Below are 22208 nucleotides of genomic sequence, written 5' to 3' on the forward strand. Positions count from 1 at the left end.
AATAATAAGAGGATTTAACGATTATTAGATAGAGCGGGTAGAGTTTCGTGCAATTAACTCAATATCCATAACAACCGATTTTGCTTTTCCGCCACTAAACTGAACTAATAACTGTTCCACCATAATTTTAGCCGCCGATTTAGTATTTTGTTTAATCGTGGTAAGTGACGGGTGAAAAAGCTCAGCCATCGCTATATCATCAAATCCTACAATACCAACATCATTTGGAATACTGACATAACGCTCTTTCAACGCTTTCAACGCTCCAAGTGCCACCATATCGCTTGATGCAACAATGCCATCAAAAAACAGCCCCTTTTCAAGAACAAGATCGCCGATTCTTTCGTAAGCCACTTTACTGGTTATATCACACGCTAATGTTAATTCATCACTAATATTAATATCATACTCTTTTAGTGCACGCCCATAGCCCTTATAGCGTTCACTCATTTCTGCATGTTCAGGATCTCCAAGAAACAAAATACGTTTGCAACCGGTATTTATTAAATGTTCCGTCGCTAAATATCCGCCTAGCTCATTATTACTGCCGACAACGGCATAGTTCGCGTGCCCTTTTGGATCGCCCCACACAACAAGTGGTGCATTAGATTCAGCCACCTTTTCAATTTTTTCCGTGCTTTTACCTTGCCCAATAACAATAATGCCATCAGCGCGACTACTTCCTATGAAGTAATTAGCCCAATCTTGTGTTGCCATAAAAGAATTCGACAACAGTAATTCATAGCCACTTTGATTAAGTGCTTGGTTTAAATCGCCCACCACTTTGAGTAAAAAAGGGTCACTAATACTTTGATCGGTATTGTCAGTTAAGTTTAAAATTACCGCGACAACATTGGTTTTTTGCGTGCGTAAACGGCTAGCAGCTCTATTTAAGCTAAAATTATGTTCACTCGCTAATGCTTGTAATTTTTCACGTGTTTCTTTTTTTATCAAAGGGTTATCATTCAAAGCCCTTGATACCGTTGACGTTGATACACCTGCTAGTTTAGCCAGCCCTGCCAAAGTAAGTTTGTTTGCGTTAGCCAATTCCGTTTATTTCCAAAATTAATAAAATATAAATGCCGAGGAAGTATTACATATCTAGCTAGTATTGCAATTGAAAGCACAACAATGCAAACGTTTGCAAAAACAACTTGCAAACGTTTGCATTCATCTTTATATTAATTATGGGGAAGGAAATATCAATAAATATAACTAATAACTGATATGGCACTGCTAATATTGGTATAAGAGGGAAAAATACATGACTACTAACTTCAAACTATCTACCATTGCGATAGTTGTCGCATTAAGCTGCCAAGTGAGTTCAAGCTTTGCGGCAGAGAAAACATCAACAAAAAATAAAAATGCTAATATCGAAAAAATTGTTGTTACGGGTACTTTCAGTGGTAAAAGCGTTGCTAAGGAAGAAGCAAGCTTTGCTGTTAGTTCTTTTTCTGAAGACGACATGATAAAAATAGCACCTAAAAGTACCGCTGATCTTTTTAAAGCAATTCCTGGTGTTTGGGCTGAAAGCTCGGGTGGCGTTGCCGGTGCCAATGTATTTGTTCGCGGCTTTCCAGGTGCAAGTGACGCACCATACCTTACAATTCAGCTGCAAGGCGCTCCTATTTTCCCACCACCAACACTTAGTTTCCTAGAAAATTCAAGCATATTTCGCTTAGACGATACTATTGAATTTATGGAAGCACTTCGTGGCGGCACAAACCCAGTAATATCAAATGGTCAGCCAGGCTTAACCACTAACTTTTTATTAAAAGAAGGCTCTGAATATACTGAAGGTTCAATTAAATATTCAACATCCGATTACGGCTTACAACGTGTAGATGGCGTAATAAGTGGTCGCTTAGCTGATGATTTATACTTCATGGTTGGTGGCTATATTAAAAGCTCACCTGGCGCTCGTGACGCAGGTTTTAATGCTGAAGAAGGTAATCAATTTACTATTAACATTACTAAAAAGTTAGACAACGGTAAAATTAATATTTATACCCGTCAAACTGATGATCATGGTACTTGGTATGTACCCGCACCTATCACTGTTGATGGCGTAGACAATAACTATACGCAAATTGGCACTAATAATCGTCTGCAAGAAATTGAGTTTGGTGATGGAGAATCTAAAGTTTTTGATTTTGGTAAAGGCCGAGGCTGGAATGGCGCAGTATCTGGCGGTAGCATTGATTTAACCCTTGATAATGGTTGGGGTCTTGTTGATCGTTTCTCTTACACCAAAGGTGATGCTGATACCTATGGCTTAGTACCACAAGGTGGAGCGGTTAAGTTATCAACGGTTGCTGATAATGGCGAATCGGCCATTGGTGTGGTTACTGGTACTCAATATAATGGTGATACCGACGTACAAATGATTGGTGGTTGGGTCGTTCTCAAAGAAATAGAAGCATTTACTAACGACTTTGCTTTAACTAAAACATTTGATAAAGGCAGTGTAACGGGTGGTTTTTATAATTCTACATTTTCATCTACCGATTGGTGGTCATTAGGTAATCAGTCTTATCATGTGGTAGAACAAGGTGGCGAAAACCTGACAGGTATTGACTGTAATGACAATGCCGACCACTGTAGTTGGAGTTACGACATCAATAGCATTGGTGATGGCAAAACTACCGCATTTTATGCTGCTGCATCTTATGAAATTTCAGATGTTTTAACTATCGATAGTGGTGTACGTCGTGAAAATCATGAAATTGAATATACGCTTGATACGGGCTTAGACGGTAGTATTGATCAGGTAGCCTCTTTTGATGAGTCAAGTACTTCATGGACTGTTGGTGCAAACTGGATGTTTACAGAGAAACAAGGAATTTTTGCTCGTATCAGTGACGGTAGCAAAATGCCTTTCTTTGATAATTTAAGAGAAGGTCAAACTGAAGTTCAAGAAGTTGCTCAATATGAATTAGGTTATAAACACTCAGCTGATAACTTTAGCCTTTATGCTACAGGTTTTTTCAACGAAGTGACTGGTGATTCTTTCGTTGCTATTCCAGGCCAACCAGCACAAGTAACGACCAATGAAGCTTATGGAGTAGAGATTGATTTTAATTTCTTCACCGATAATGGCTTCTCTGTTGCCGTAGGTGCGACGCTTCAAAAAACTGAGCTTACAGAGTCTAGCAACCCTGATAATGTCGGTAATCAAGCACAAAGATTACCAAACTGGCAGGTACGTATCACGCCAAGCTACGATCTTGAGTTTGACAATGGCATGTACAGCACAGTATACGGTACAGTTTCTTCGGCAGACGACCGTTTCAGTGATCCAGAGAATACTGATGCGCTAATATTAGAAGGTTATACGAAAATTGATTTTGGTGTCATTCTAAACCTTACTGACGAAGTTAAAATGCAATTAGCGGTGAACAACCTTACTGATGAAGAAGGTTTAACAGAAGCAGATCCGCGCGGAACTTCTGGTCTGTTGGATAATGGCCGTTATATCATAGGTCGTACAATGGATTTTAACGTGAGTTATCAGTTCTAGTTTGACGGTACGTTTGAGCGATTAGCAAAAAGCCAGCTTATATTATTAGCTGGCTTTTTATATTTATTTAATTATCATTTACTCGTACTATTTAAAATAAGCGTATTAGTGAGAGTAAACGACCTAAACTTGGTCTTCCTTCATTGAAAGGGCAATCTCATATAAAGCGTTTTTCTTCACACCATAAATTTCAGCAGTAATTGCACAAGCTTTTTTAGGTTTCATTTCTTCCAATAATAACTTCAATGTGTCAATCGCTTTTGCGGGTATCACATTGGCGTCAATTTTTTTGCCTTCTATGATTAAAACCATTTCACCTTTTAACTGATTTGGATCTTCTTTTAACCAAGCTAGTAAGTTTTCAGCAGTATCTGAGTGGACGGTCTCGAACGTTTTTGTTAACTCACGAGAAATAACCACCTGACGGTCTCCACCCAATACTTTGACAATATCTTCAACGGTATCAATTGCTCTACGTGGCGCATCATAGAACACCATAGTGCGCGGTTCTTCTAATAAGTTTGCTAATGTTGATTGTCTAGCACCTGATTTTGAAGGAAGAAAACCTTCAAATGAAAAGCGATCTGTGGGTAAACCCGCGACAGATAGAGCAGCAATTGCTGCACAAGCACCCGGAATAGGAGAAACAGGTAAATTAAGTTGTCGGCAATGGCGAACCAAATGAAAACCAGGATCACTGATTAAGGGTGTTCCGGCATCTGAAACCAGTGCAATGCTTTTGCCTTCTTGTAAAAGTGTTGCTACATAGTCTTGACGTTGGCGTTCATTATGGTCATGTAATGATAATGTTTTGTTTTTGATAGAATAAGCAGATAATAATCTTTGAGTATGGCGAGTATCTTCACAGGCAATAATATCCACATGAGTTAACACATCAAGTGCGCGTTGACTGATGTCGGTTAAATTTCCGATGGGTGTGGCGACGATGTAAAGCGTGCCTGATTCTACAAATACTGACGACATAATGAATACTTAAGTTGAGACTGATGAAGATGAAGTTTATTATAAAGCTAACTAATAAAGTACGGATTTATCGCTGGTGAGCCAAACTAATTTTTTGTTTTCTAAAAAAAGCACTTTTTATCGCATTACTACACTCTTTTCTGTCGTTCTACTAACAACGACATTATTGACAAGTTGCGGTACTTCCAAAAATATTGCTGCCAATAAAGGCGCAATCGACTCTCGAAATCAACCATTAGCGAGTGCCAATAATAAAATAACCTCACAACAGTTGCTGTCGGCTGCACAAACACAAGAAGTAAAAACAGCAATCGCCACACTTATTGATGCTAGTGAATTACTGATTGGTGAGGAGAGTTATAATCAAGCACTATGGTTATCTGAGCAACTCACAACATTAACTGACAATTCACAAGACAATTACCGTCTAGCATTGGTAAGTGCAGAAAGTTTACTTAAGCTAAATGAGGTTGAATTAGCCTTTAAGCAGCTTGAAGTTGCTAATAAAATTTCAACCGATAATAACGCTATTCATCGCGAAAACTACTACTTCTTACTGGCTGATATACAGCAGCGTAGAGCATTAGAAATTAGTGCGGTCAACGCTAAATTGCAATGGTTTTCCAGTAGTTCAAATACAGACGTTGATGATATTTATGAACTATGGCAAGCATTAAGTTTACTGTCTACTTGGCAAGTCAGCCAATTAGCAGAGCTTGACCCGCCTTATATTAAAGGTTGGCAACAACTATTAACTTACGCGCATAAATTTGGCGGTGATATTAACCGCTTTGATGCTTACTTAAGTCAGTGGCAAGGTGATTTTTCTGCGCACCCCGCACAAGCGATTATTGAAACATTAAGAAGAACAGAACAAAGCCCACAAGCACTTATTGAAAATATTGCTATTATTTTACCCCTTTCCGGTAAACAAGCGTCTGCAGGAAAAGCTGCCCAGCAAGGGATCCTAGCCGCTTATAGTAATATTCCCAATAAAAACTTAACCTTTATCGATGCTGATACACTTGACTGGACCTTATTAAATGAACAGCTAATCGCCTTAGATAGTCATTTTATTATTGGCCCTTTGCTTAAAAATAATGTTGATAAGTTCCTTGCCCAAGGTGAAATTTTGCTACCTAGCTTATTACTTAACACCCCAAAAGTTCAGCAACGGAGCGCAGAGCAATTCATTCTGTCGATGCGCCCAGAAGACGAAGCTTACCAAGCAGCAACAACATTGAGTCGAAAAAATTATCGCTCACCAGTCATACTCAGCCACCGAGATACCGCCAGTAAAAGAATTGCCCGAGCCTTTAGCAAACAATGGCAACTGATTAACGGCTATGCTCCTGAAGTTGTATATTTCGAAAAAGGCAAAATGATGCAAGAGCAACTCAAGGCTAGCTTAGAGGTTGATAGTAGCCAAGCCCGTATCAAGGATTTGAAAATAAGAGTAAAACAGAGTATCGATTCAGAGCCAAGAAATCGCCGTGACATCGATATGTTTTACTTAGTGGGTTCACCGGCACAAACAAAATTACTAAAACCGTACATTGATGTTAATACCAGTCCTTTTGCTACTATTATCCCGGTTTATGCTAGCTCTCGCAGTCATAGCAGTAAACAAGATTCAAGTAAGCATAATGATCTTCGTAACCTTATATTTACCGAAATGCCTTGGCTATTAAGTAGCCAACAACAAAATGCTCAATTAGCTGATTTGAGTAAAACGCTTTGGCCAAGTCGCACTGACTCTTTACAACGCATCTTTGCCATGGGTTATGACAGCCTATATTTAGTCGATAAACTGCCGCTAATGAAACAAAAACCTTATGTTCGTCATTATGGTCAAACCGGTATATTAAAATTAAACAGTAATAACACCCTAACGCGAAGCTTATTGTGGGGCATATATCAAGATGGCGAGGTCGCTGAAATTGCTATGGACTAAGCCAGTTACGACTAAAAAAACTGGCGATATTACCGAAAGGTACGCGGGAGATTTTTTGGTGGCACAAGGCTTAATTATTGAAGAAAAAAACTACACCTGCCGGTTAGGTGAAATTGATATAATCGTCAAAGATGCTGACACTTATGTCTTTGTCGAAGTAAAATATCGTGCTTCGATGTCGTTTGGTGGTGCTATTTCAGCAATATCAACGAAAAAACAGCAAAAAATTAGGAAAACAGCTGCAATTTATCTGCAACAATGTGGTTTAAACGAATATAATACTTCTTGTCGATTTGATGTTATTGCTTTACAAGGTAATATAAACAATCTCGATATTACCTGGCTAAAAAACGCCTTTTAGAGTCAATAAACGGAGCTAATTTCATTTATGTTAGAACGGATCAAAAGCAACTTTACCGAAAGTATCCAAACCAAAATTGCCGCCAGTGAATTACTAGCTGGCCCTATTGAGCATGCTGGTATGATAATGGTGCAAAGCTTATTGGCTGGTAATAAAATACTTGCCTGTGGTAACGGCGGTTCAGCGGGTGATGCACAGCACTTTTCAGCCGAGTTATTAAACCGCTATGAAACTGAACGACCACCTTTGCCGGCAATAGCCTTAACAACCGACACGTCGACGATTACTTCTATCGGGAATGATTATTCCTTTGATGAAATATTTTCTAAACAAGTGCGAGCATTAGGTAATAATGGTGACGTTTTACTCGCTATTTCAACCAGTGGTAATTCTCGCAATGTCATAAAAGCGATTGAAGCAGCAGTATCTCGCGACATTCCTATTATCGCATTAACCGGCGGTGATGGTGGTGATATTGCAGGTTTACTGGGCGAAAACGATGTAGAAATACGTGTACCTTCTTCACGTACGGCTAGAATTCAAGAAGTACATTTAGTGGTAATACATTGCTTATGCGATATTATTGACACGACTTTATTTCCTCAAGATGCCAATTAATATGATGCGAAAAAAATTATTAATAACCCTAGCAAGTATTGTACTTTTGCAAGGGTGTGTTGCTGCTGCTGTTGTTACTATTGTCGGTGGAGCATCTGCTGCTACCGATGAGCGTAGTATTGGTACACAGTTGGACGACCAAAAAATTGAATTTGAGGCCAATGCTAAGCTTGGCAAACATCAAGCCCTCGAAGACAACACTAATCTACAAGTGATCAGTGTTAACGGTAGTGTCTTAGTTATCGGGCAAGTGCCCAATACCTATTTACGCGATCTGGCGATAAAATCGATTAATGAAGTTAAACAAATTGTTCAGCTACATAATCAAATTCGTATCAGTAATACCACTTCTATTACGACCAGAAGTAATGATGTTTGGTTAACGTCTAAGGTTAAAGCGGCTCTTTTTGGCAGTGACAACATCGATGCGACTAATATTAAAGTGGTTACTGAAAATGGCGAAGTATTTTTAATGGGCTTAATAACACAAGCACAAGCTAATGAAGCCGTAGAGATAGCCCGTAATGTTAGCGGCGTCAATCGTGTATTCAAAATATTTGAATACATTTAACGATAAGTTACTTACCATAGTGCTCATAAAAAAAGCTTCACAAGTTAATACTTGTGAAGCTTTTTTATTATTTGCTGCTTGTCATAATAACGACTGAAATAAATTTAAAACAATTTCAGCATAACCGCTAATATACCAACAAAAATTATGGTGTCTTTAGTAATTACTTGATCACTTTTAAGCTAGGCTTACCTTTCGCTGAACCCGTTTCAGACTTGGTTTTTACAGTGCTGCTCTTATCTGAAGAGACACTAGATAAACCTACTGGCTTTACTGGACTTATTTCTTTATCAAGTTCTGGTTCAGGGTGTTCAATCGCAAGCGATGTCCCTGCACCATTCTCTTTTGCATAAATAGCACTTATAGCACCGTAAGGCACGACCAGCTGTTCAAGCTTACCACCAAAACGTGCGCTAACTTCAATGGCATGATCAGCAAGAGAAATAGAGCCAACAGCTGACATTGAAACGTTGAGCACAATTTGCCCATCAGTCACATAAGCTGTTGGAACTAACACACCATAGACACTCGTATCTACAGCAATATATGGTGTAAGGTCGTTATCAGAAATCCACTGATAAAAAGCTCTCACTATATAAGGCTTGTTAGAGGTCATCTCTGGAGATATCAAGGTTAAAACATACCTAAACGTATTTCACGTTCTTCTTCAGTTAACGATGCTTGAAATGACTCACGTTCAAATAACTTCAGCATGTAACCTTTAAATTCTTTAGAGCCTTCACCATCAAGTTCAATACCTAAAGCAGGTAAACGCCATAATAGTGGTGCTAAGTAACAGTCAACTAAACTAAATTCTTCACTCATAAAGTAAGGCGCTTCATTTAAAATTGGCGCTACACTTAACAAACTTTCTTTAAGTTCTTGACGAGCTTTGCTTGCAGCGTCTGCTGGGCCACTCATAATTATTTTTGCTAGACTGTACCAATCTTGTTCTACGCGATGCATCATCAAACGGCTACGACCACGTGATACCGGATAAACTGGCATTAATGGTGGATGAGGAAAACGCTCATCTAAGTATTCAATAATAATTGATGCTTCGTATAGTGCTAATTCACGATCAATTAACGTCGGTACTGTGCCATAGGGATTTAAGTCGAGTAAATCTTCTGGTAAGTTAGCCAAATCAACTAAGTGAATATCAACGCCAACACCTTTTTCAGCGAGTACGATGCGTGTTTGATGACTATACATATCATCAGCATGAGAATATAAATTCATCACTGAACGCTTGTTTGCTGCTACGGCCATAATGCCTCCAAAAATCTGTAATAAAAAACTAACAAAGGGGGCCAAAGCCCCCCATAAATAAAACGCTGTACATTAACAATAATTGTTAGTGTACATCCTTCCAATATTCAACTTTAAGTAAGTAAGCAAAAATAAGGAAAATAAATAAGAAACCTATTACCCAATATCCCATAGCTTCACGCTTAAGCTTGCTTGGCTCACCGGTGTACTCTAAGAAATTGGCTAAATCACGAGCAAAGGCATCGTACTCTTCAACGGTCATAGAACCACCCGTTGCTTCACTGAGTTTACCATTTTCGTCCATCGTACGAACACCTTGTAAACCCTGTAAAACATGCGGCATACCCGCATTTTTTAATACCGTGTTATTAACGCCAAAGGGACGCTCAGGATCAACGTAGAAAGAACGCAAGTAGGTATAAATATAATCAGGCCCTGGTTTTAAACGCGCCATTAGCGTTAAATCAGGTGGTGTATTACCAAACCATTTAGCCGCATCTTTTGCTGGCATAGTATTAGTAATATGATCACCGACTTTTTCACCCGTATACATATAATTAGCAATACCATCGGCTTCACTAATACCTAAATCCTCAAAAGTACGGTTGTATCTTTGGTACTGTAACTGGTGACAACCTAAACAATAATTAATGTAAGATTGAAAACCACGTTTAAGTGACTCTTTGTCACTTAAATCATTACCGGCTTTGTCTAAATGAACACCACTGCTAGCAGCAAGTGTAAGCATAGGCACAAGCGCAAAAATTCCAAAAGTAAAAGCTCTAATAAATTTATTCATTATCCTGAAACCCTCTCTGGAACTGGCTTAGTTTTTTCGTTCTTACTGTATACCCATAAGGCAAGAAAGAAACCAAAATAACCAAACGTAGCGATAGTACCAATTAAGTTATAGACCGGTGTTGATGGCAATGTACCTAAAATACCCAAAGCAATAAAACAAATAACAAATTGCGCTAAGTTAACCGTATGAGCAGTACAACGGAATTTAATAGATTTCACTGTACCACGGTCAAACCAAGGTAATAAGAATAAGACAATGATCGCAGAAAACATACCAACTGCCCCTAATAACTTATCAGGGATAACACGTAAGATGGTATAGAAAGGACCAAAATACCAAACCGGTGCAATATGCTCTGGTGTTTTCAAACCATTTGCAGGTTCAAAATTCGGCGCTTCCATAAAGTAGCCACCGCCTTCAGGGTTGAAAAACATTACCCAAGAGAAAATGATTAAGAAGATAACGATCGCCACTAAATCTTTAACCGTGTAATAAGGGTGGAACGGGATCGCATCGACGATATCGTATTTTTTAGTATATTGCTCATGGAAAGTAAATTTACTGTGCTCTTCTAATGGCACACTACCTTTAGGTTTTTTAATATCTGTGCCTTCAGGGTTGTTCGAACCCACTTCATGAAGTGCAAGAATATGTAAGAAAACTAATACAACTAAAACCAGTGGCATTGCAATAACGTGTAAAGCAAAGAAACGGTTTAAGGTAGCACCTGATATAACGTAGTCACCACGTATCCAGAGTGTTAAGTCATCACCTATAATTGGAATAGCACCAAACAGAGAAATAATAACCTGCGCGCCCCAATAAGACATATTACCCCAAGGTAATAAGTAACCCATGAAAGCTTCAGCCATAAGCACTAAAAAGATCAACATACCGAAGATCCAAAGTAACTCACGAGGCTTTTGGTATGAACCGTACATCATGCCACGGAACATATGCATATAAACAACAACAAAGAACGCTGACGCGCCTGTAGAATGCATATAGCGAAGTAACCAGCCGTAATCAACATCACGCATGATGTATTCTACAGAAGCGAATGCACCTTCACCTGATGGCTCATAACTCATTGTTAACCAAACACCCGTTAACAATTGATTGACGAGTACGACACTCGCTAAAACACCAAAGACATACCAAAAATTAAAGTTTTTAGGTGCAGGGTATTGACCAGCATGCTTGTTTACCGCGTCGGTTAACGGTAAACGTTTGTCAATCCACGCCATTAAATTAGCTAACATTATGCTTCTCCTGCGCTAACACCAATTAATAAGGTGTCTGCTGTTGGGAATGAATGCTCAGGAACCACCAAGTTTGTTGGTGCAGGAACGCTTTGAAAAACACGACCAGCCATATCGAATTTAGAACCGTGACAAGGACAAAAGAAACCGTCTTTTACACCTTCAACAAACTCTTCAAAATCGCCTTGGTGGTGAGTAGGAGCACAACCTAAGTGAGTACACACGCCTAAAGCAACCATAAACTCAGGCTTTATTGAACGATATGCATTGGCTGCATAAGTAGGTTGTTGAGGCTCTTCTGAACCTGGGTCTTTCAATTGATCGTCATGCGCCGCTAAAGTTGATAATATTTCTTCAGTTCTACGGACCACATACACAGGTTTTCCTCGCCATTCAGCGCGGATTAATTGACCTGGTTCTATTTTACTAACATTGACTTCAACCGGAGCACCTGCAGCTTTCGCTCTAGCACTAGGGTTCCAAGAACCAATGAAAGGCACAGCCAAACCGACAACACCAACACCACCTACTACCGAAGTAGCAGCAGTTAAAAAGCGTCGACGGCCGTTATTCACGGGCGCATTGCTCATTCAAAATCTCCAAATAACATTGTTTCAAACAAATTCGAATTATTATTCTCACAGCTACAGTGAGTTGCGAGAGGAAATACTTTCCAATTGTTTGCCCAAACTTGCGACAAAAAATTTTTCTGATAATAAAGAAATAAGCACTTTTTTACAAGTAAAAATAAGCGAAACATCAGTTATATATCTTAATTTCACTGACTTTGTCACTTTAAACACACAGCTAAATACGAAAGATTATTATTCAAAAAAAGCGCAGAAAAGAATAGTTTCTCTTTCGCTATCCGATAAATTATTTTAATGCTTATATAGTTGAGTGTAATTGCTAACCATCGAAAAAGTGCTCAGTAAACAGCTCAATAATACGACTATTTTCCCGCATATTATTTTTATTACTGATACTTTAAAGTTTACCATTTTATTGGAACTCGCACTGTATTATTTATTATCACCTAAGGTCGCTTTTATAATAAACAGCCCACGAAGTTACCTTACTGCGGATGCTCATTTTTCTAAATGACAGATATAAAAAAACCGACATAAAGTCGGTTTTTTGAAAACGTATAAGGTAAATATTAACGTTTTGAAAATTGTGGCTTTTTACGAGCCTTGTGTAAACCAACTTTCTTACGTTCAACTTTACGAGCATCACGAGTTACGAAACCAGCTACACGTAGAGAACCACGTAAAGTTTCATCGAACTCCATTAATGCACGAGTAATACCGTGACGAATTGCGCCAGCTTGACCAGAAATACCACCACCAACAACAGTGATGTTAAAGTCAAACTTTTCTAACATTTCAACTAATTCTAATGGTTGACGAACAACCATACGAGCCGTTTCACGACCAAAGTATACAGAAATGTCACGCTTGTTAATTGTAATTGCACCGTTACCAGCTTTCATGAACACACGAGCAGTTGAGCTCTTGCGACGACCAGTACCGTAATATTGATTATCAGCCATTGCTTAAAGCTCCAAAAGTTGTGGTTGTTGTGCAGTATGCTTATGTTCAGTGCCCGCGTAAACTTTAAGCTTACGGAACATTTCACGACCTAAAGGACCTTTAGGTAACATACCTTTAACTGCGAATTCTAAAACACGCTCTGGAGCTTTTTCAATTAGTTTTTCAAAACTAATTTGCTTAAGACCGCCTGGGAATTCTGTATGCGAGTAGTAAATTTTACCTTTCGCTTTATTACCAGTTACTTTCACTTTCTCAGCGTTAATAACAACGATGTAATCGCCAGTATCTACGTGAGGAGTATATTCTGCTTTATGCTTGCCGCGTAAACGGGTTGCAATTTCAGTAGCGATACGTCCTAAAGTCTTATCTTCGGCGTCCACTAAGAACCATTCGCGTTGTACGCTTTCTGGTTTTGCTACAAAAGTTTTCATTAAAAAACCCAATATTTATTATGTTACTTTAAATGATGAATGCTAAGAATTAGCATCACCGGTTAAAAAGACCACGCTCTACCCCTTCGAGTATCGAGTCCATCGCCACTACTTTTCACAAAAGTCAAAAACAGTAGGCATTTGTAACGCAGGGAGCGCGGATTATACAGAAGTTATCTACTAAGATCACCTATAAATCACAATCAATTGCACTTTTTTTAAACTTTTATCACGAATACAATCGCTAGCTAGTAACTAACCACATTTTGAATCGCCGCAATTTAAGCAAGTAGCGCAATTGTCTAATGAGATTACCGACTTTTGATAACATTTTACACATTGGCTTGCTGTGGTTGGAAAAGCTAATAGCTCACTTCCCTCTTTAGCTTTTATTGTTTGGCGCTTTTCCTCAATGTAGGCTTGTTGGTGGTTATCTCTTTCACTTTTTGGCAACATATCTAATGCCTTTAAATGTGTTTCAATAACATGGCCAATATCAGCGACCACCGATGGCATAAATATACCTGTGCCTCTTTGGTAATAGCCACCTTTGGGGTCAAATACTGCTTTTAGCTCTTCGACTAAAAAGGTGCAGTCACCTCCCTTGCGAAATACCGCTGAAATAACCCGTGTTAGCGCCACTACCCAAGAATAAAACTCCATATTTTTTGAATTGACAAAAATTTCGAAAGGACGGCGAGTTTCTTGGTCACTTTCTTGATTGAGCAAAATATCATTAATAGTAATATAAAGAGCATGGTCTGATACTGGCGGTTTTATTTTATAAGTAGAACCAATTAACATTTCAGGACGTTTTGTACTTTCGGTGAGTTTATCCGCGATGCCTTTTATTTTTTCTTTAACAGGCAGCTGATCAGCAACTAACACCTTAACCGCAGTGATCGCTTGATTAATTTCTCTCATTATTAGTTTCCTCGTTATTTTTTGCCAGGGCTTTTAGAGCTTACCGTAGTAACCTTCTTTTAAAGCGTCATGAAGATTTGCAGCCGTATGCGTTTCGCCGTCGTAAACCACCTCTTCATTACCTTTCGCTAAAATCTCAGTGCCATCGGCTAAGGTAAACTGATACGTTACATTAGCGAGTTCTTCGTCTTTTACTAATACGCCTTGATGGACTTCTGGGTTAAAACGAAAAGTCGTACAGCCTTTCAAGCCCTGGTCGTATGCATACAAATAGATATCTTTGAAGTTTTCATAATCGATATCAGTTGGAACATTAATTGTTTTTGAAATAGACGAGTCTATCCAGTATTGTGCCGCAGACTGAATATCAACATGTTCTTTAGGAGCGATGGCATCGGCAGATACAAAATAGTTAGGCAGCTTTTTATTGTCATCTTCGCTATATGCCAAAGCATCTTTATTGATAAAATGACGATATGCCAGCAGTTCATAACTTGAAACAGCGACGGATTCTTTTGATTTCTTACCTTGACGAATAATATTGCGGTGATATTCATGTGCAAAGCTTGGTTCAATACCATTAGATACATTATTACCTAGACTGAGCGCTAAAGTGCCTGTGGGTGCTATTGAAGAATGATGTGTAAAACGGGCGCCAACCTCAGCTAACGCTTCGACAAGTTCAGGATTTTCTTCAGCGATACGCTGCATATAACGACTGTATTTTGCGTGCAGAACTGAACCTTTTATTTTATCCGCCACTTTTATGCCGTCTTTTATCATTTCGGGGCGTTTTACTAGCATTTGCTGAGTTACCACGAACGTTTGTGCAAGTATCGGCGCAGGACCTTTTTCTTTTGCTAAATTTAACGCTTCTTGCCACCCCGTTATCGCTAAAACTTTTGATACTTTATCAGTAAAAGCCAGGGCTTCAGGACTATTATAAGGTATTTTTAATAATGTCAGAGCTGAGCCTAATCCTAAGTACCCCATACCATGACGGCGCTTACTTTGAATTTCTTGCTGTTGTTCAGGCAGTGGTAAGCCATTAATTTCTACTACGTTGTCGAGCATGCGGGTAAAAACTTTAATAACTTCGCGGTATTTATCCCAATTAAATTTCGCACTAGAAGTGAAAGGTTGCTCAACAAATTTAACTAAATTTACTGAACCCAGCAGACAAGCACCGTTGGGTGGTAATATTTGTTCGCCGCAGGGATTACTTGCACGTAGTTTTTCACAAAACCAGTTGTTATTCATTTCGTTAGCATGGTCAATGAGTAAAAAACCTGGTTCAGCATAGTTAAATGTATTGCTCATTATCATATCCCACAGCCTAACAGCTGGTATCGAGCTATAAATTTTACAGGCGATTTTACCTTCATGATTCAATACATAATTATGTTTTTTAATATAAGCGTTATCAAAATAATTCTCTTTGAAGAGTATTTTATCCCGATCGGTGATAGCGATATCATCGGCAAGTAACTCTTGGTGAGAAATAGGAAAATTGAGTAACCAGTCTTGTTGATTTTTTACAGCAGCAATAAATTCATCACTGATCAGTAGTGATAAATTAAATTGCCGTAACCGACCATCCTCGCGCTTCGCTAAAATAAAACGTTTAACATCAGGGTGAGAGATATCAAAAACCCCCATTTGCGCACCACGCCGCCCGCCGGCAGAACTAATGGTAAAACACATTTTATCGAAGATATCCATGAACGACAGTGGACCTGAAGTTGTGGCACCGGCGCCAGCAACAAAGGCACCACTGGGTCTTAAAGTTGAGAATTCATAACCAATACCACACCCCGCCTTTAACGTTAGGCCTGCTTGGTGCACCGCAGTTAATATACCCGTCATTGAATCGTCGATAGTGCCTGAAACCGTGCAGTTTATTGTTGATGTGGCGGGCTTAAATTTTTCGGCACCTGCATTTGATATTATTCGTCCCGCAGGATAGGCGCCACACTCCATCGCCCAAACAAATTTCTCGTACCACTTTTTCTTATCTTTATTTTCTATATCCGCGAGCGCTAAGGCAACTCGATGAAATGTTTCTGAAATAGTATTCTCTTGCGGGTGGCCATGTTTGTCTTTTAAGCGGTATTTTTTATCCCAAATATCAACTGAAGCGTCTTGTAATTTAATACTTGTCGCTAAGCCTGGTGAAAAAGCGTTTGTCATCAGCATTCCTTTATCATTTTATTTTTGGTGTATATTACCTATAAAAATAAATGACAAAAGCCAAAGCACTACATATTGCGATCAAGATCAATAAATAACACAACATATAGCTAGTTAGCGTAATAACGCTAAAATTGGCATAAAAAAATGCCGATCGTTAAATCGGCATTTTTATAATTATCTTTAAGTAAGTTTTACTATCTCACTAAGGTAAGTGCTTACTTGCTAAATAATCATGTGACTGCATTTCTTGTAAACGACTTAAACAACGTTTGAACTCAAATTCCAAACCACCGTGGCTGTATAAATTTTCCATTTCGACTTCAGCAGAAATAATTAATTTTACATTACGTTCATAAAATTCATCAACCAAGGCAATAAATCGACGGGCCGCATCTTCACGATCGACACTCATTTGTTTAACATTTGCTAATAATACCGTGTGATACAAACGACTTATCTCCATATAGTCAGTTTGACTACGTGCGGATTCACACAACACCGAAAAGTCAAAGTGCACAATACCGTCTGACTCTTCAATCGCCGATAATGAGCGATTATTTATTTTAACGTCAACATCTTTCTTACCTGGTTTGACCGACAATTGAATAAAATATTGCGCCAGGTTTTCACTTGCCTCTGCATCAAGTGGAGCATGGTAAATCTCGGCTTGCTCTAGGGTTCGCAAACGGTAATCAATACCGCTATCGACATTTACCACATCACAATGTTTATTGATGAGTTTAATGGCTGGTAAAAAACGTTCGCGTTGCAAACCATTTCGGTACAGACCGTCAGGTATAATATTTGACGTTGCCACTAAAGTAACATTATGTGCAAATAATTCTTCAAACAAAGCGCCAAGGATCATTGCATCGGTAATGTCGGAAACAAAAAACTCATCAAAACAAATAATGCAGGTTTCATCAGCAAAACGTTTGGCAATTATTTTCAATGGGTCAGCTTGCCCGGTTAATGTTTTTAATTCTTGATGAACACGGTGCATAAAGCGATGAAAGTGAACACGCATTTTATTTTCAAAAGGCAAACAATCATAAAATGTATCAACTAAATAAGTTTTCCCTCGACCAACGCCACCCCAAAAATAAAGTCCTTGTATGGTTTTGGTTTCAGATGAGGCAACAATGCGCTTCCAGCGATTAAGCACCTTCTTAAATCCTTCAACGGGTAAGGGTTTATTTTGAAGATCTTCATAGAGACGCTGTAAGTTTTTTACCGCATTTTCCTGCGCATCGTCATGTAAAAAATCATCACGAGTTAAATCTTCATTATACTTATCTAGAGGTGAAAGCTTGATCATTTATTGGCCACTTATATTTTGTTTCACAAAGTCTTTACAGGACTAATGAAATATTTTCTTGAAATTAACAAATTCGCAATCATATTCATTAGGTAAGCGCGAACAGAAGCGCTATTATACAAAATAAGTTCCCATATTTTTACTAATTTTATTGAATATAACGAGGGTTTGACACTATGGATATAGTTTTAGCAATTTTTCTTTTATTAGTTGGTGCGGCAATAGGTTTTGTTGCTAGTCGTTTTTTATCTGCATCAGTCCAAGACAACCAGAAACTTAGTGAACGCGTTAGTAATAGTGAAGCCGCTTTAGCGCAATATAAACTCGATGTTGCAGAACATTTAGATGATTCAACAATACTTTTGGACAAAATGAATAGCACTTGCCAAACAGCCATGTTGCAAATGGAAAAAAGTACGCAGTTATTAAAACAAGCAACACCTTCAGACGTTGATGGCATGCCTTTTTTCTCAAAAGAAACACAAGAACAACTTGCACAAACCGTATCATTACGTCACAGCCGAGCCGAACGTAAGAGTGAAGAAACAAGCACAGAACCACCACTTGACTACTCAGGTCAAGCGAGTGGACTTTTTGCCGACAAGAAACAAAGTGTTACAAATGTAGGCTAATGTTCTTTGGAACTAACGCACACAGCATAGGTCTTTAGTTAAGTATAAAATTACATTAATCATTTATGTTTATAAGAAGGTTGTCTCTTTTATGAAAAAACTGTCTGTTTTAGCAACAAGTATTCTTCTTTCCGGCTCTATTGCCGTGGCAAGTTTGCCCGTCCAAGCCAATTTACCTTTTTCCGTTAGTGGTCAACAGTTGCCAAGTTTAGCGCCGATGCTAGAGAAGGTTACTCCGGGTGTCGTGCTAATTTCGGTTACCGGTACCCACGAAGATAAATCTAAAGTACCAGATGCTTTAAAGTTTTTCTTTGGTAATCCTCAACAAAACCAAGCAAGAAAACGTGAATTTCGAGGTTTAGGCTCAGGGGTCATTATTGATGCTGCACAAGGCTACATAGTTACTAATAATCATGTCATCAATGAAGCTGATGAAATTCAAATAACGTTAAAAGACGGTCGTCAAATCACCGCCAAGAGAATTGGCTCCGATGCCAGTAGTGATATCGCTTTACTACAAATAGACGCTGAAGATTTAATTGAAGTAAAATTAGCTGACTCAGATGATATACGAGTTGGAGACTTTGCTGTTGCCATTGGTAGCCCTTTTGGTTTAGGTCAAACCGTCACTTCAGGTATTATAAGTGCTTTAGGACGTAGCGGATTAAACGCGCAGAATTACGAAGACTTTATTCAAACTGATGCTGCTATCAACAGCGGTAATTCAGGTGGTGCACTCATTAACTTACACGGTAAACTTGTTGGCATTAATACGGCAATATTAGGCCCTAATGGTGGCAATGTGGGTATTGGCTTTGCCATACCCAGTAATATGGTCGATAACATTGTTAGACAATTGATTGAGTTCGGCGAAGTTCGCCGTGGTGTACTTGGCGTGTTAGGCCGAAGTGTCAATGGTGAAATCGCCAAGGCACTAGAACTCGAGTCGAGCCAAGGTGGCTTTATCGAGCAAGTCGTTGCTGATTCTGCTGCTGCCGATGCCGGCATTGAGTCCGGTGATGTTATTACCAAAGTGAACGGAAAAGTGGTAAAAACGTTTGCCGCCATTCGAGGAAAGATTGGCTCAATTGGCGCAGGCAAGTCTGTTGAGTTAACGGTCATCAAAAAAGACGGCTCAGAAAAGACTTATGACGTTACGCTTAAAAAACAGGAAACAGCAAAAGTAGAGGCCGCAAGCATTCACAGAATGTTAGATGGCGCTGAACTTGAAAATAGTACGAATGATCAAGGTATTGATATTAAGTCAGTCGAAGAAGAAAGTCCCGCCGCCGCTATTGGCTTACAAAGAGGTGACGTGATCAGCGGAATAAACCGCACGCGTATAAAGTCTATAGGTGAATTACGCAGTTACTTAAATGATAACAAAGGGGTTTTTGCGCTCAATATTGTCAGGGGTAATAGCACATTATTTTTAATGATCCGCTAACACCGCAAGGGTGATAATGGACTTATCTAAAGGCTCTTTATGAGCCTTTTTTATTTTTCAAACTATAAGATTAAAGCAGACCTATGCTATGCTAGCGATATTAAACACTCATCATAAAAATTAATTTTGAACATAATAAACCTAATAAAATACATTGTTCGTCCAGCCAGTTATGGCGTGATGTTAGCTGTCACTTTACTTCTATTAGTGCCAGAGTTACGCAACAACACTTTGCAAGTACTACAAAACAATCAACCACAACAACAACCATTATCTTATGCAAAAGCAGTAAGTACCGCCAGTCCTGCTGTTGTTAACATCTATTCAGAAGATATAAGCACTAGCCCTGTCTATGGTGCAAAAGCGAGAAGATCTACCCGCTTAGGTTCAGGGGTTATTATGGATTCTAACGGATATATATTAACTAATTTTCACGTCGTACAAAATGCTGATTTAATTAATGTTGATCTGCAAAATGGCCAACGTTTTCCTGCAGAACTTATTGGTTATGATACTTATACTGATTTAGCCGTCCTTAAAGTAGACACAGCGAACCTACCGGTTATTCCACAAAGAGCTGATTTACAATCACTTGCTGGTGATGTGGTTTTAGCGATAGGTAATCCACTAAATTTAGGACAAACAGTGACTCAAGGCGTGATAAGTGCCACAGGTCGTAGCGGTTTAAGTGTCATTAATTATTTAGAATTATTACAGATGGACGCGGCCATTAATGATGGTAATTCCGGCGGCGCGCTTATCAATACTAATGGCGAGCTGGTAGGTATTAATTCAAGAAAGTTCATTGATACAGAAAGGAATATTCAGGGAATATTTTTCGCCGTTCCTTATTCACTCGCCCATAAAGTGATGAGAAAAATAATTGCTAATGGTCGGGTAATACGTGGCTACTTAGGCGTAAGTATCAACTCGCTACCAAACAATTTTAAAGGTTTTACTATTGCTGGCGTTGAAAAGAACAGCCCTGCCTTTAGAGCTGGCTTACAACCGGGTGATATCGTTTACCAGATTAATAATGTCGCCATTAGTTCATTTATACAAGCACAAGATATTGTGGCTGAAACTCAACCTGGCACCGTATTACCTTTTAAATTAATACGAAAGAAACAGTTAATAGAAGTATCTGTCACTATTTCTGAAAAGGCAAAAGATTAGCCAGTGATTAAATGATAATGCCAAATGTTTTTTATCTCTTGCGCCAAAAGTTAACAAAAATTTGGCGCTGTTGATAAACAATTTGCCTAGCTCGTTCAGCTCAGCAAGACAGTGATTAAATTATAACGCCATGGGTGTTTTATCACTTGCGCTAAAAATTAACTAACATCCGGCGCTGTTGATAAATAATTTGCCTAGTTCGTTCAGCTCAGCTCAGCTCAGCAAGACAGTATTGATTACGGCCATTGTTTTTCGCCTGATAGAGTAAACTGTCCGCTTTTTTCATAACATTCGCGACAACAACAGACTGAGATGACTTAACCACCACAGCACCAACACTGACTGTTAATTGTGGCGACACACTAGAATACTGATGTTTGATTTTTTTATCTTTGATCGCTTGAGCAATATTACTGAGCATAATTTCAGCGCCCGCTTTATCACAATCAGGTAAGATGAGCACAAATTCTTCACCACCATAGCGTGCGATAAAGTCTCGTGGTCTTACACAGATTTCACGAAGCGCCTGTCCGACTTGCCTTAAAGCAACATCGCCAGCGCCATGACCGTAGCCATCATTATATTGTTTAAAGTAATCTATATCGAGAATTGCCACGAGTAAATTGGTATGCTCATATTTATTTGCTGCAACTTCATCTTTTAAAACAAGATCCATCTTACGCCGGTTATTAACCCCTGTTAAGGCGTCAATATGAGCAATTTCATCTAACATTTTACGTTGACGAATTAATTCTAAATGCATCATCACGCGAGCAATAACAATGTTGGGTTTAAAGGGCTTATAGATATAATCACAGCCGCCTAAATTAAAACCACGCTCTTCATCATCATCATTAGCTAAACCTGTGATAAAAATGACCGAAATATTGATTGTCTTAGGGTCATCTTTCAAAGAGTCGATGACCTCAAAACCAGAAATATCAGGCATAATCACATCTAATAAGATAAGATCAGGAAGATGTTTTCTAGCAAGTTCTCTGGCTTGTTTACCATTTTTCGCAAAAATAATTTTTGCTTGTTCCTGCAACAACTCTTTTAGCATTTTACGGTTTGCTTTATCGTCATCAACAATTAAAATGATTTGCTCTAAAGTTTTCATTTTCCGCTATCAACTTTTTTCTTTTAAAACAGATAATAATCAAGCCAAACTTGACCCACTAATACTC

General features: G+C 38.7%; 21 protein-coding genes. 8 read left to right on the forward strand and 13 right to left on the reverse strand.

Annotated features, from left to right (window positions below):
- Positions 1-24 precede the first annotated feature (24 nt).
- Positions 25-1047 carry a LacI family DNA-binding transcriptional regulator gene (locus tag H4J70_RS08810; RefSeq protein ID WP_182213678.1) on the reverse strand — a complete coding sequence of 341 codons (1023 nt, stop codon included), beginning with the start codon at positions 1045-1047 and terminating at the stop codon, positions 25-27.
- Between the two features lie 217 nt (positions 1048-1264).
- On the opposite strand from H4J70_RS08810, the gene H4J70_RS08815 reads away from it, so the two are divergent.
- Positions 1265-3523, forward strand: coding sequence for a TonB-dependent receptor (locus H4J70_RS08815; protein WP_182250953.1), 2259 nt, complete (start codon positions 1265-1267; stop codon positions 3521-3523).
- A 123-nt stretch (positions 3524-3646) separates the two neighbouring features.
- Here H4J70_RS08815 and rsmI read toward each other — a convergent pair whose 3' ends face one another.
- Positions 3647-4507, reverse strand: coding sequence for a 16S rRNA (cytidine(1402)-2'-O)-methyltransferase (rsmI, locus tag H4J70_RS08820; RefSeq protein WP_182213680.1), 861 nt, complete (start codon positions 4505-4507; stop codon positions 3647-3649).
- 76 nt (positions 4508-4583) lie between these two features.
- Between rsmI and H4J70_RS08825 the strand changes: the two genes are divergently transcribed.
- The 4 genes from H4J70_RS08825 to dolP are packed head-to-tail and all read left to right on the forward strand — an operon-like array spanning position 4584 to position 8011.
- Positions 4584-6461 carry a penicillin-binding protein activator gene (locus tag H4J70_RS08825; protein ID WP_182213682.1) on the forward strand — a complete coding sequence of 626 codons (1878 nt, stop codon included), beginning with the start codon at positions 4584-4586 and terminating at the stop codon, positions 6459-6461.
- Positions 6448-6822 carry a YraN family protein gene (locus H4J70_RS08830; protein WP_259364682.1) on the forward strand — a complete coding sequence of 125 codons (375 nt, stop codon included), beginning with the start codon at positions 6448-6450 and terminating at the stop codon, positions 6820-6822. Before H4J70_RS08825 ends, H4J70_RS08830 begins: the two co-directional genes overlap by 14 nt.
- 27 nt (positions 6823-6849) lie before the next feature.
- Positions 6850-7440: a phosphoheptose isomerase gene (locus tag H4J70_RS08835; RefSeq protein WP_070375790.1), complete on the forward strand. Its 591-nt coding sequence runs from the start codon at positions 6850-6852 to the stop codon at positions 7438-7440.
- A gap of 4 nt (positions 7441-7444) precedes the next feature.
- Positions 7445-8011 carry a division/outer membrane stress-associated lipid-binding lipoprotein gene (gene dolP, locus H4J70_RS08840; RefSeq protein WP_182213870.1) on the forward strand — a complete coding sequence of 189 codons (567 nt, stop codon included), beginning with the start codon at positions 7445-7447 and terminating at the stop codon, positions 8009-8011.
- A gap of 163 nt (positions 8012-8174) precedes the next feature.
- Here dolP and H4J70_RS08845 read toward each other — a convergent pair whose 3' ends face one another.
- From H4J70_RS08845 to zapE, 10 genes are all read right to left on the reverse strand, one after another.
- Positions 8175-8642, reverse strand: a complete 468-nt coding sequence (locus tag H4J70_RS08845; protein ID WP_404842492.1) for a ClpXP protease specificity-enhancing factor — start codon at positions 8640-8642, stop codon at positions 8175-8177.
- Positions 8643-8644: 2 nt separating this feature from the next.
- Positions 8645-9283, reverse strand: a complete 639-nt coding sequence (gene sspA / locus H4J70_RS08850) for a stringent starvation protein SspA (RefSeq protein ID WP_070375788.1) — start codon at positions 9281-9283, stop codon at positions 8645-8647.
- A gap of 85 nt (positions 9284-9368) precedes the next feature.
- Positions 9369-10082 carry a cytochrome c1 gene (locus H4J70_RS08855; protein ID WP_182213685.1) on the reverse strand — a complete coding sequence of 238 codons (714 nt, stop codon included), beginning with the start codon at positions 10080-10082 and terminating at the stop codon, positions 9369-9371.
- The gene (locus tag H4J70_RS08860; protein ID WP_146799547.1) at positions 10082-11347 is read right to left on the reverse strand and encodes a cytochrome bc complex cytochrome b subunit; all 1266 of its coding nucleotides are present in this window, start codon (positions 11345-11347) and stop codon (positions 10082-10084) included. The genes H4J70_RS08855 and H4J70_RS08860 overlap by 1 nt, the downstream gene beginning before the upstream one ends.
- Positions 11347-11937: a ubiquinol-cytochrome c reductase iron-sulfur subunit gene (gene petA, locus H4J70_RS08865; protein ID WP_070375785.1), complete on the reverse strand. Its 591-nt coding sequence runs from the start codon at positions 11935-11937 to the stop codon at positions 11347-11349. Before petA ends, H4J70_RS08860 begins: the two co-directional genes overlap by 1 nt.
- 569 nt (positions 11938-12506) lie before the next feature.
- Positions 12507-12899, reverse strand: coding sequence for a 30S ribosomal protein S9 (gene rpsI, locus H4J70_RS08870; RefSeq protein WP_182169313.1), 393 nt, complete (start codon positions 12897-12899; stop codon positions 12507-12509).
- A gap of 3 nt (positions 12900-12902) precedes the next feature.
- A complete protein-coding gene (rplM, locus tag H4J70_RS08875) occupies positions 12903-13331 on the reverse strand; it encodes a 50S ribosomal protein L13 (RefSeq protein ID WP_070375783.1) in 429 nt (142 codons plus the stop codon).
- A 255-nt stretch (positions 13332-13586) separates the two neighbouring features.
- Entirely contained in the window at positions 13587-14255 is a 669-nt protein-coding gene (locus tag H4J70_RS08880; protein WP_182213687.1) for an NrdJb, read from the reverse strand.
- A 33-nt stretch (positions 14256-14288) separates the two neighbouring features.
- Positions 14289-16445 (reverse strand): adenosylcobalamin-dependent ribonucleoside-diphosphate reductase, encoded by a 2157-nt coding sequence (locus H4J70_RS08885; protein WP_259368029.1) that lies wholly within the window; start codon positions 16443-16445, stop codon positions 14289-14291.
- Positions 16446-16650: 205 nt separating this feature from the next.
- Positions 16651-17766 (reverse strand): cell division protein ZapE, encoded by a 1116-nt coding sequence (gene zapE, locus H4J70_RS08890; RefSeq protein WP_182213690.1) that lies wholly within the window; start codon positions 17764-17766, stop codon positions 16651-16653.
- Positions 17767-17942: 176 nt separating this feature from the next.
- Here zapE and H4J70_RS08895 point away from each other — a divergent pair, with 176 nt between their 5' ends.
- The 3 genes from H4J70_RS08895 to H4J70_RS08905 all read left to right on the forward strand — a co-directional run bounded on the left by H4J70_RS08895 (position 17943) and on the right by H4J70_RS08905 (position 21021).
- Complete coding sequence (locus tag H4J70_RS08895; protein WP_182213692.1) at positions 17943-18398, forward strand: YhcB family protein; 456 nt, start codon at positions 17943-17945, stop codon at positions 18396-18398.
- Positions 18399-18489: 91 nt separating this feature from the next.
- Positions 18490-19845 (forward strand): Do family serine endopeptidase, encoded by a 1356-nt coding sequence (locus tag H4J70_RS08900; protein ID WP_182221764.1) that lies wholly within the window; start codon positions 18490-18492, stop codon positions 19843-19845.
- Between the two features lie 126 nt (positions 19846-19971).
- The gene (locus H4J70_RS08905; RefSeq protein ID WP_220465261.1) at positions 19972-21021 is read left to right on the forward strand and encodes a trypsin-like peptidase domain-containing protein; all 1050 of its coding nucleotides are present in this window, start codon (positions 19972-19974) and stop codon (positions 21019-21021) included.
- Positions 21022-21229: 208 nt separating this feature from the next.
- Here H4J70_RS08905 and H4J70_RS08910 read toward each other — a convergent pair whose 3' ends face one another.
- Complete coding sequence (locus tag H4J70_RS08910; protein WP_182250954.1) at positions 21230-22141, reverse strand: diguanylate cyclase domain-containing protein; 912 nt, start codon at positions 22139-22141, stop codon at positions 21230-21232.
- Positions 22142-22208: the final 67 nt, after the last annotated feature.

This window comes from Colwellia sp. BRX8-9 (assembly GCF_014077245.1).
Lineage (GTDB): Bacteria > Pseudomonadota > Gammaproteobacteria > Enterobacterales > Alteromonadaceae > Colwellia_A.

Coding starts and splice junctions, on each gene's coding strand:
- dolP (WP_182213870.1), top strand. CDS start 7,445: ATGCGAAAAAAATTATTAATAACCCTAGCAAGTATTGTACTTTTGCAA.
- rsmI (WP_182213680.1), bottom strand. CDS start 4,507: ATGTCGTCAGTATTTGTAGAATCAGGCACGCTTTACATCGTCGCCACA.
- sspA (WP_070375788.1), bottom strand. CDS start 9,283: ATGGCCGTAGCAGCAAACAAGCGTTCAGTGATGAATTTATATTCTCAT.
- H4J70_RS08860 (WP_146799547.1), bottom strand. CDS start 11,347: ATGTTAGCTAATTTAATGGCGTGGATTGACAAACGTTTACCGTTAACC.
- zapE (WP_182213690.1), bottom strand. CDS start 17,766: ATGATCAAGCTTTCACCTCTAGATAAGTATAATGAAGATTTAACTCGT.
- H4J70_RS08815 (WP_182250953.1), top strand. CDS start 1,265: ATGACTACTAACTTCAAACTATCTACCATTGCGATAGTTGTCGCATTA.
- H4J70_RS08880 (WP_182213687.1), bottom strand. CDS start 14,255: ATGAGAGAAATTAATCAAGCGATCACTGCGGTTAAGGTGTTAGTTGCT.
- rplM (WP_070375783.1), bottom strand. CDS start 13,331: ATGAAAACTTTTGTAGCAAAACCAGAAAGCGTACAACGCGAATGGTTC.
- H4J70_RS08895 (WP_182213692.1), top strand. CDS start 17,943: ATGGATATAGTTTTAGCAATTTTTCTTTTATTAGTTGGTGCGGCAATA.
- H4J70_RS08900 (WP_182221764.1), top strand. CDS start 18,490: ATGAAAAAACTGTCTGTTTTAGCAACAAGTATTCTTCTTTCCGGCTCT.
- H4J70_RS08855 (WP_182213685.1), bottom strand. CDS start 10,082: ATGAATAAATTTATTAGAGCTTTTACTTTTGGAATTTTTGCGCTTGTG.
- petA (WP_070375785.1), bottom strand. CDS start 11,937: ATGAGCAATGCGCCCGTGAATAACGGCCGTCGACGCTTTTTAACTGCT.
- rpsI (WP_182169313.1), bottom strand. CDS start 12,899: ATGGCTGATAATCAATATTACGGTACTGGTCGTCGCAAGAGCTCAACT.
- H4J70_RS08910 (WP_182250954.1), bottom strand. CDS start 22,141: ATGAAAACTTTAGAGCAAATCATTTTAATTGTTGATGACGATAAAGCA.
- H4J70_RS08835 (WP_070375790.1), top strand. CDS start 6,850: ATGTTAGAACGGATCAAAAGCAACTTTACCGAAAGTATCCAAACCAAA.
- H4J70_RS08885 (WP_259368029.1), bottom strand. CDS start 16,445: ATGACAAACGCTTTTTCACCAGGCTTAGCGACAAGTATTAAATTACAA.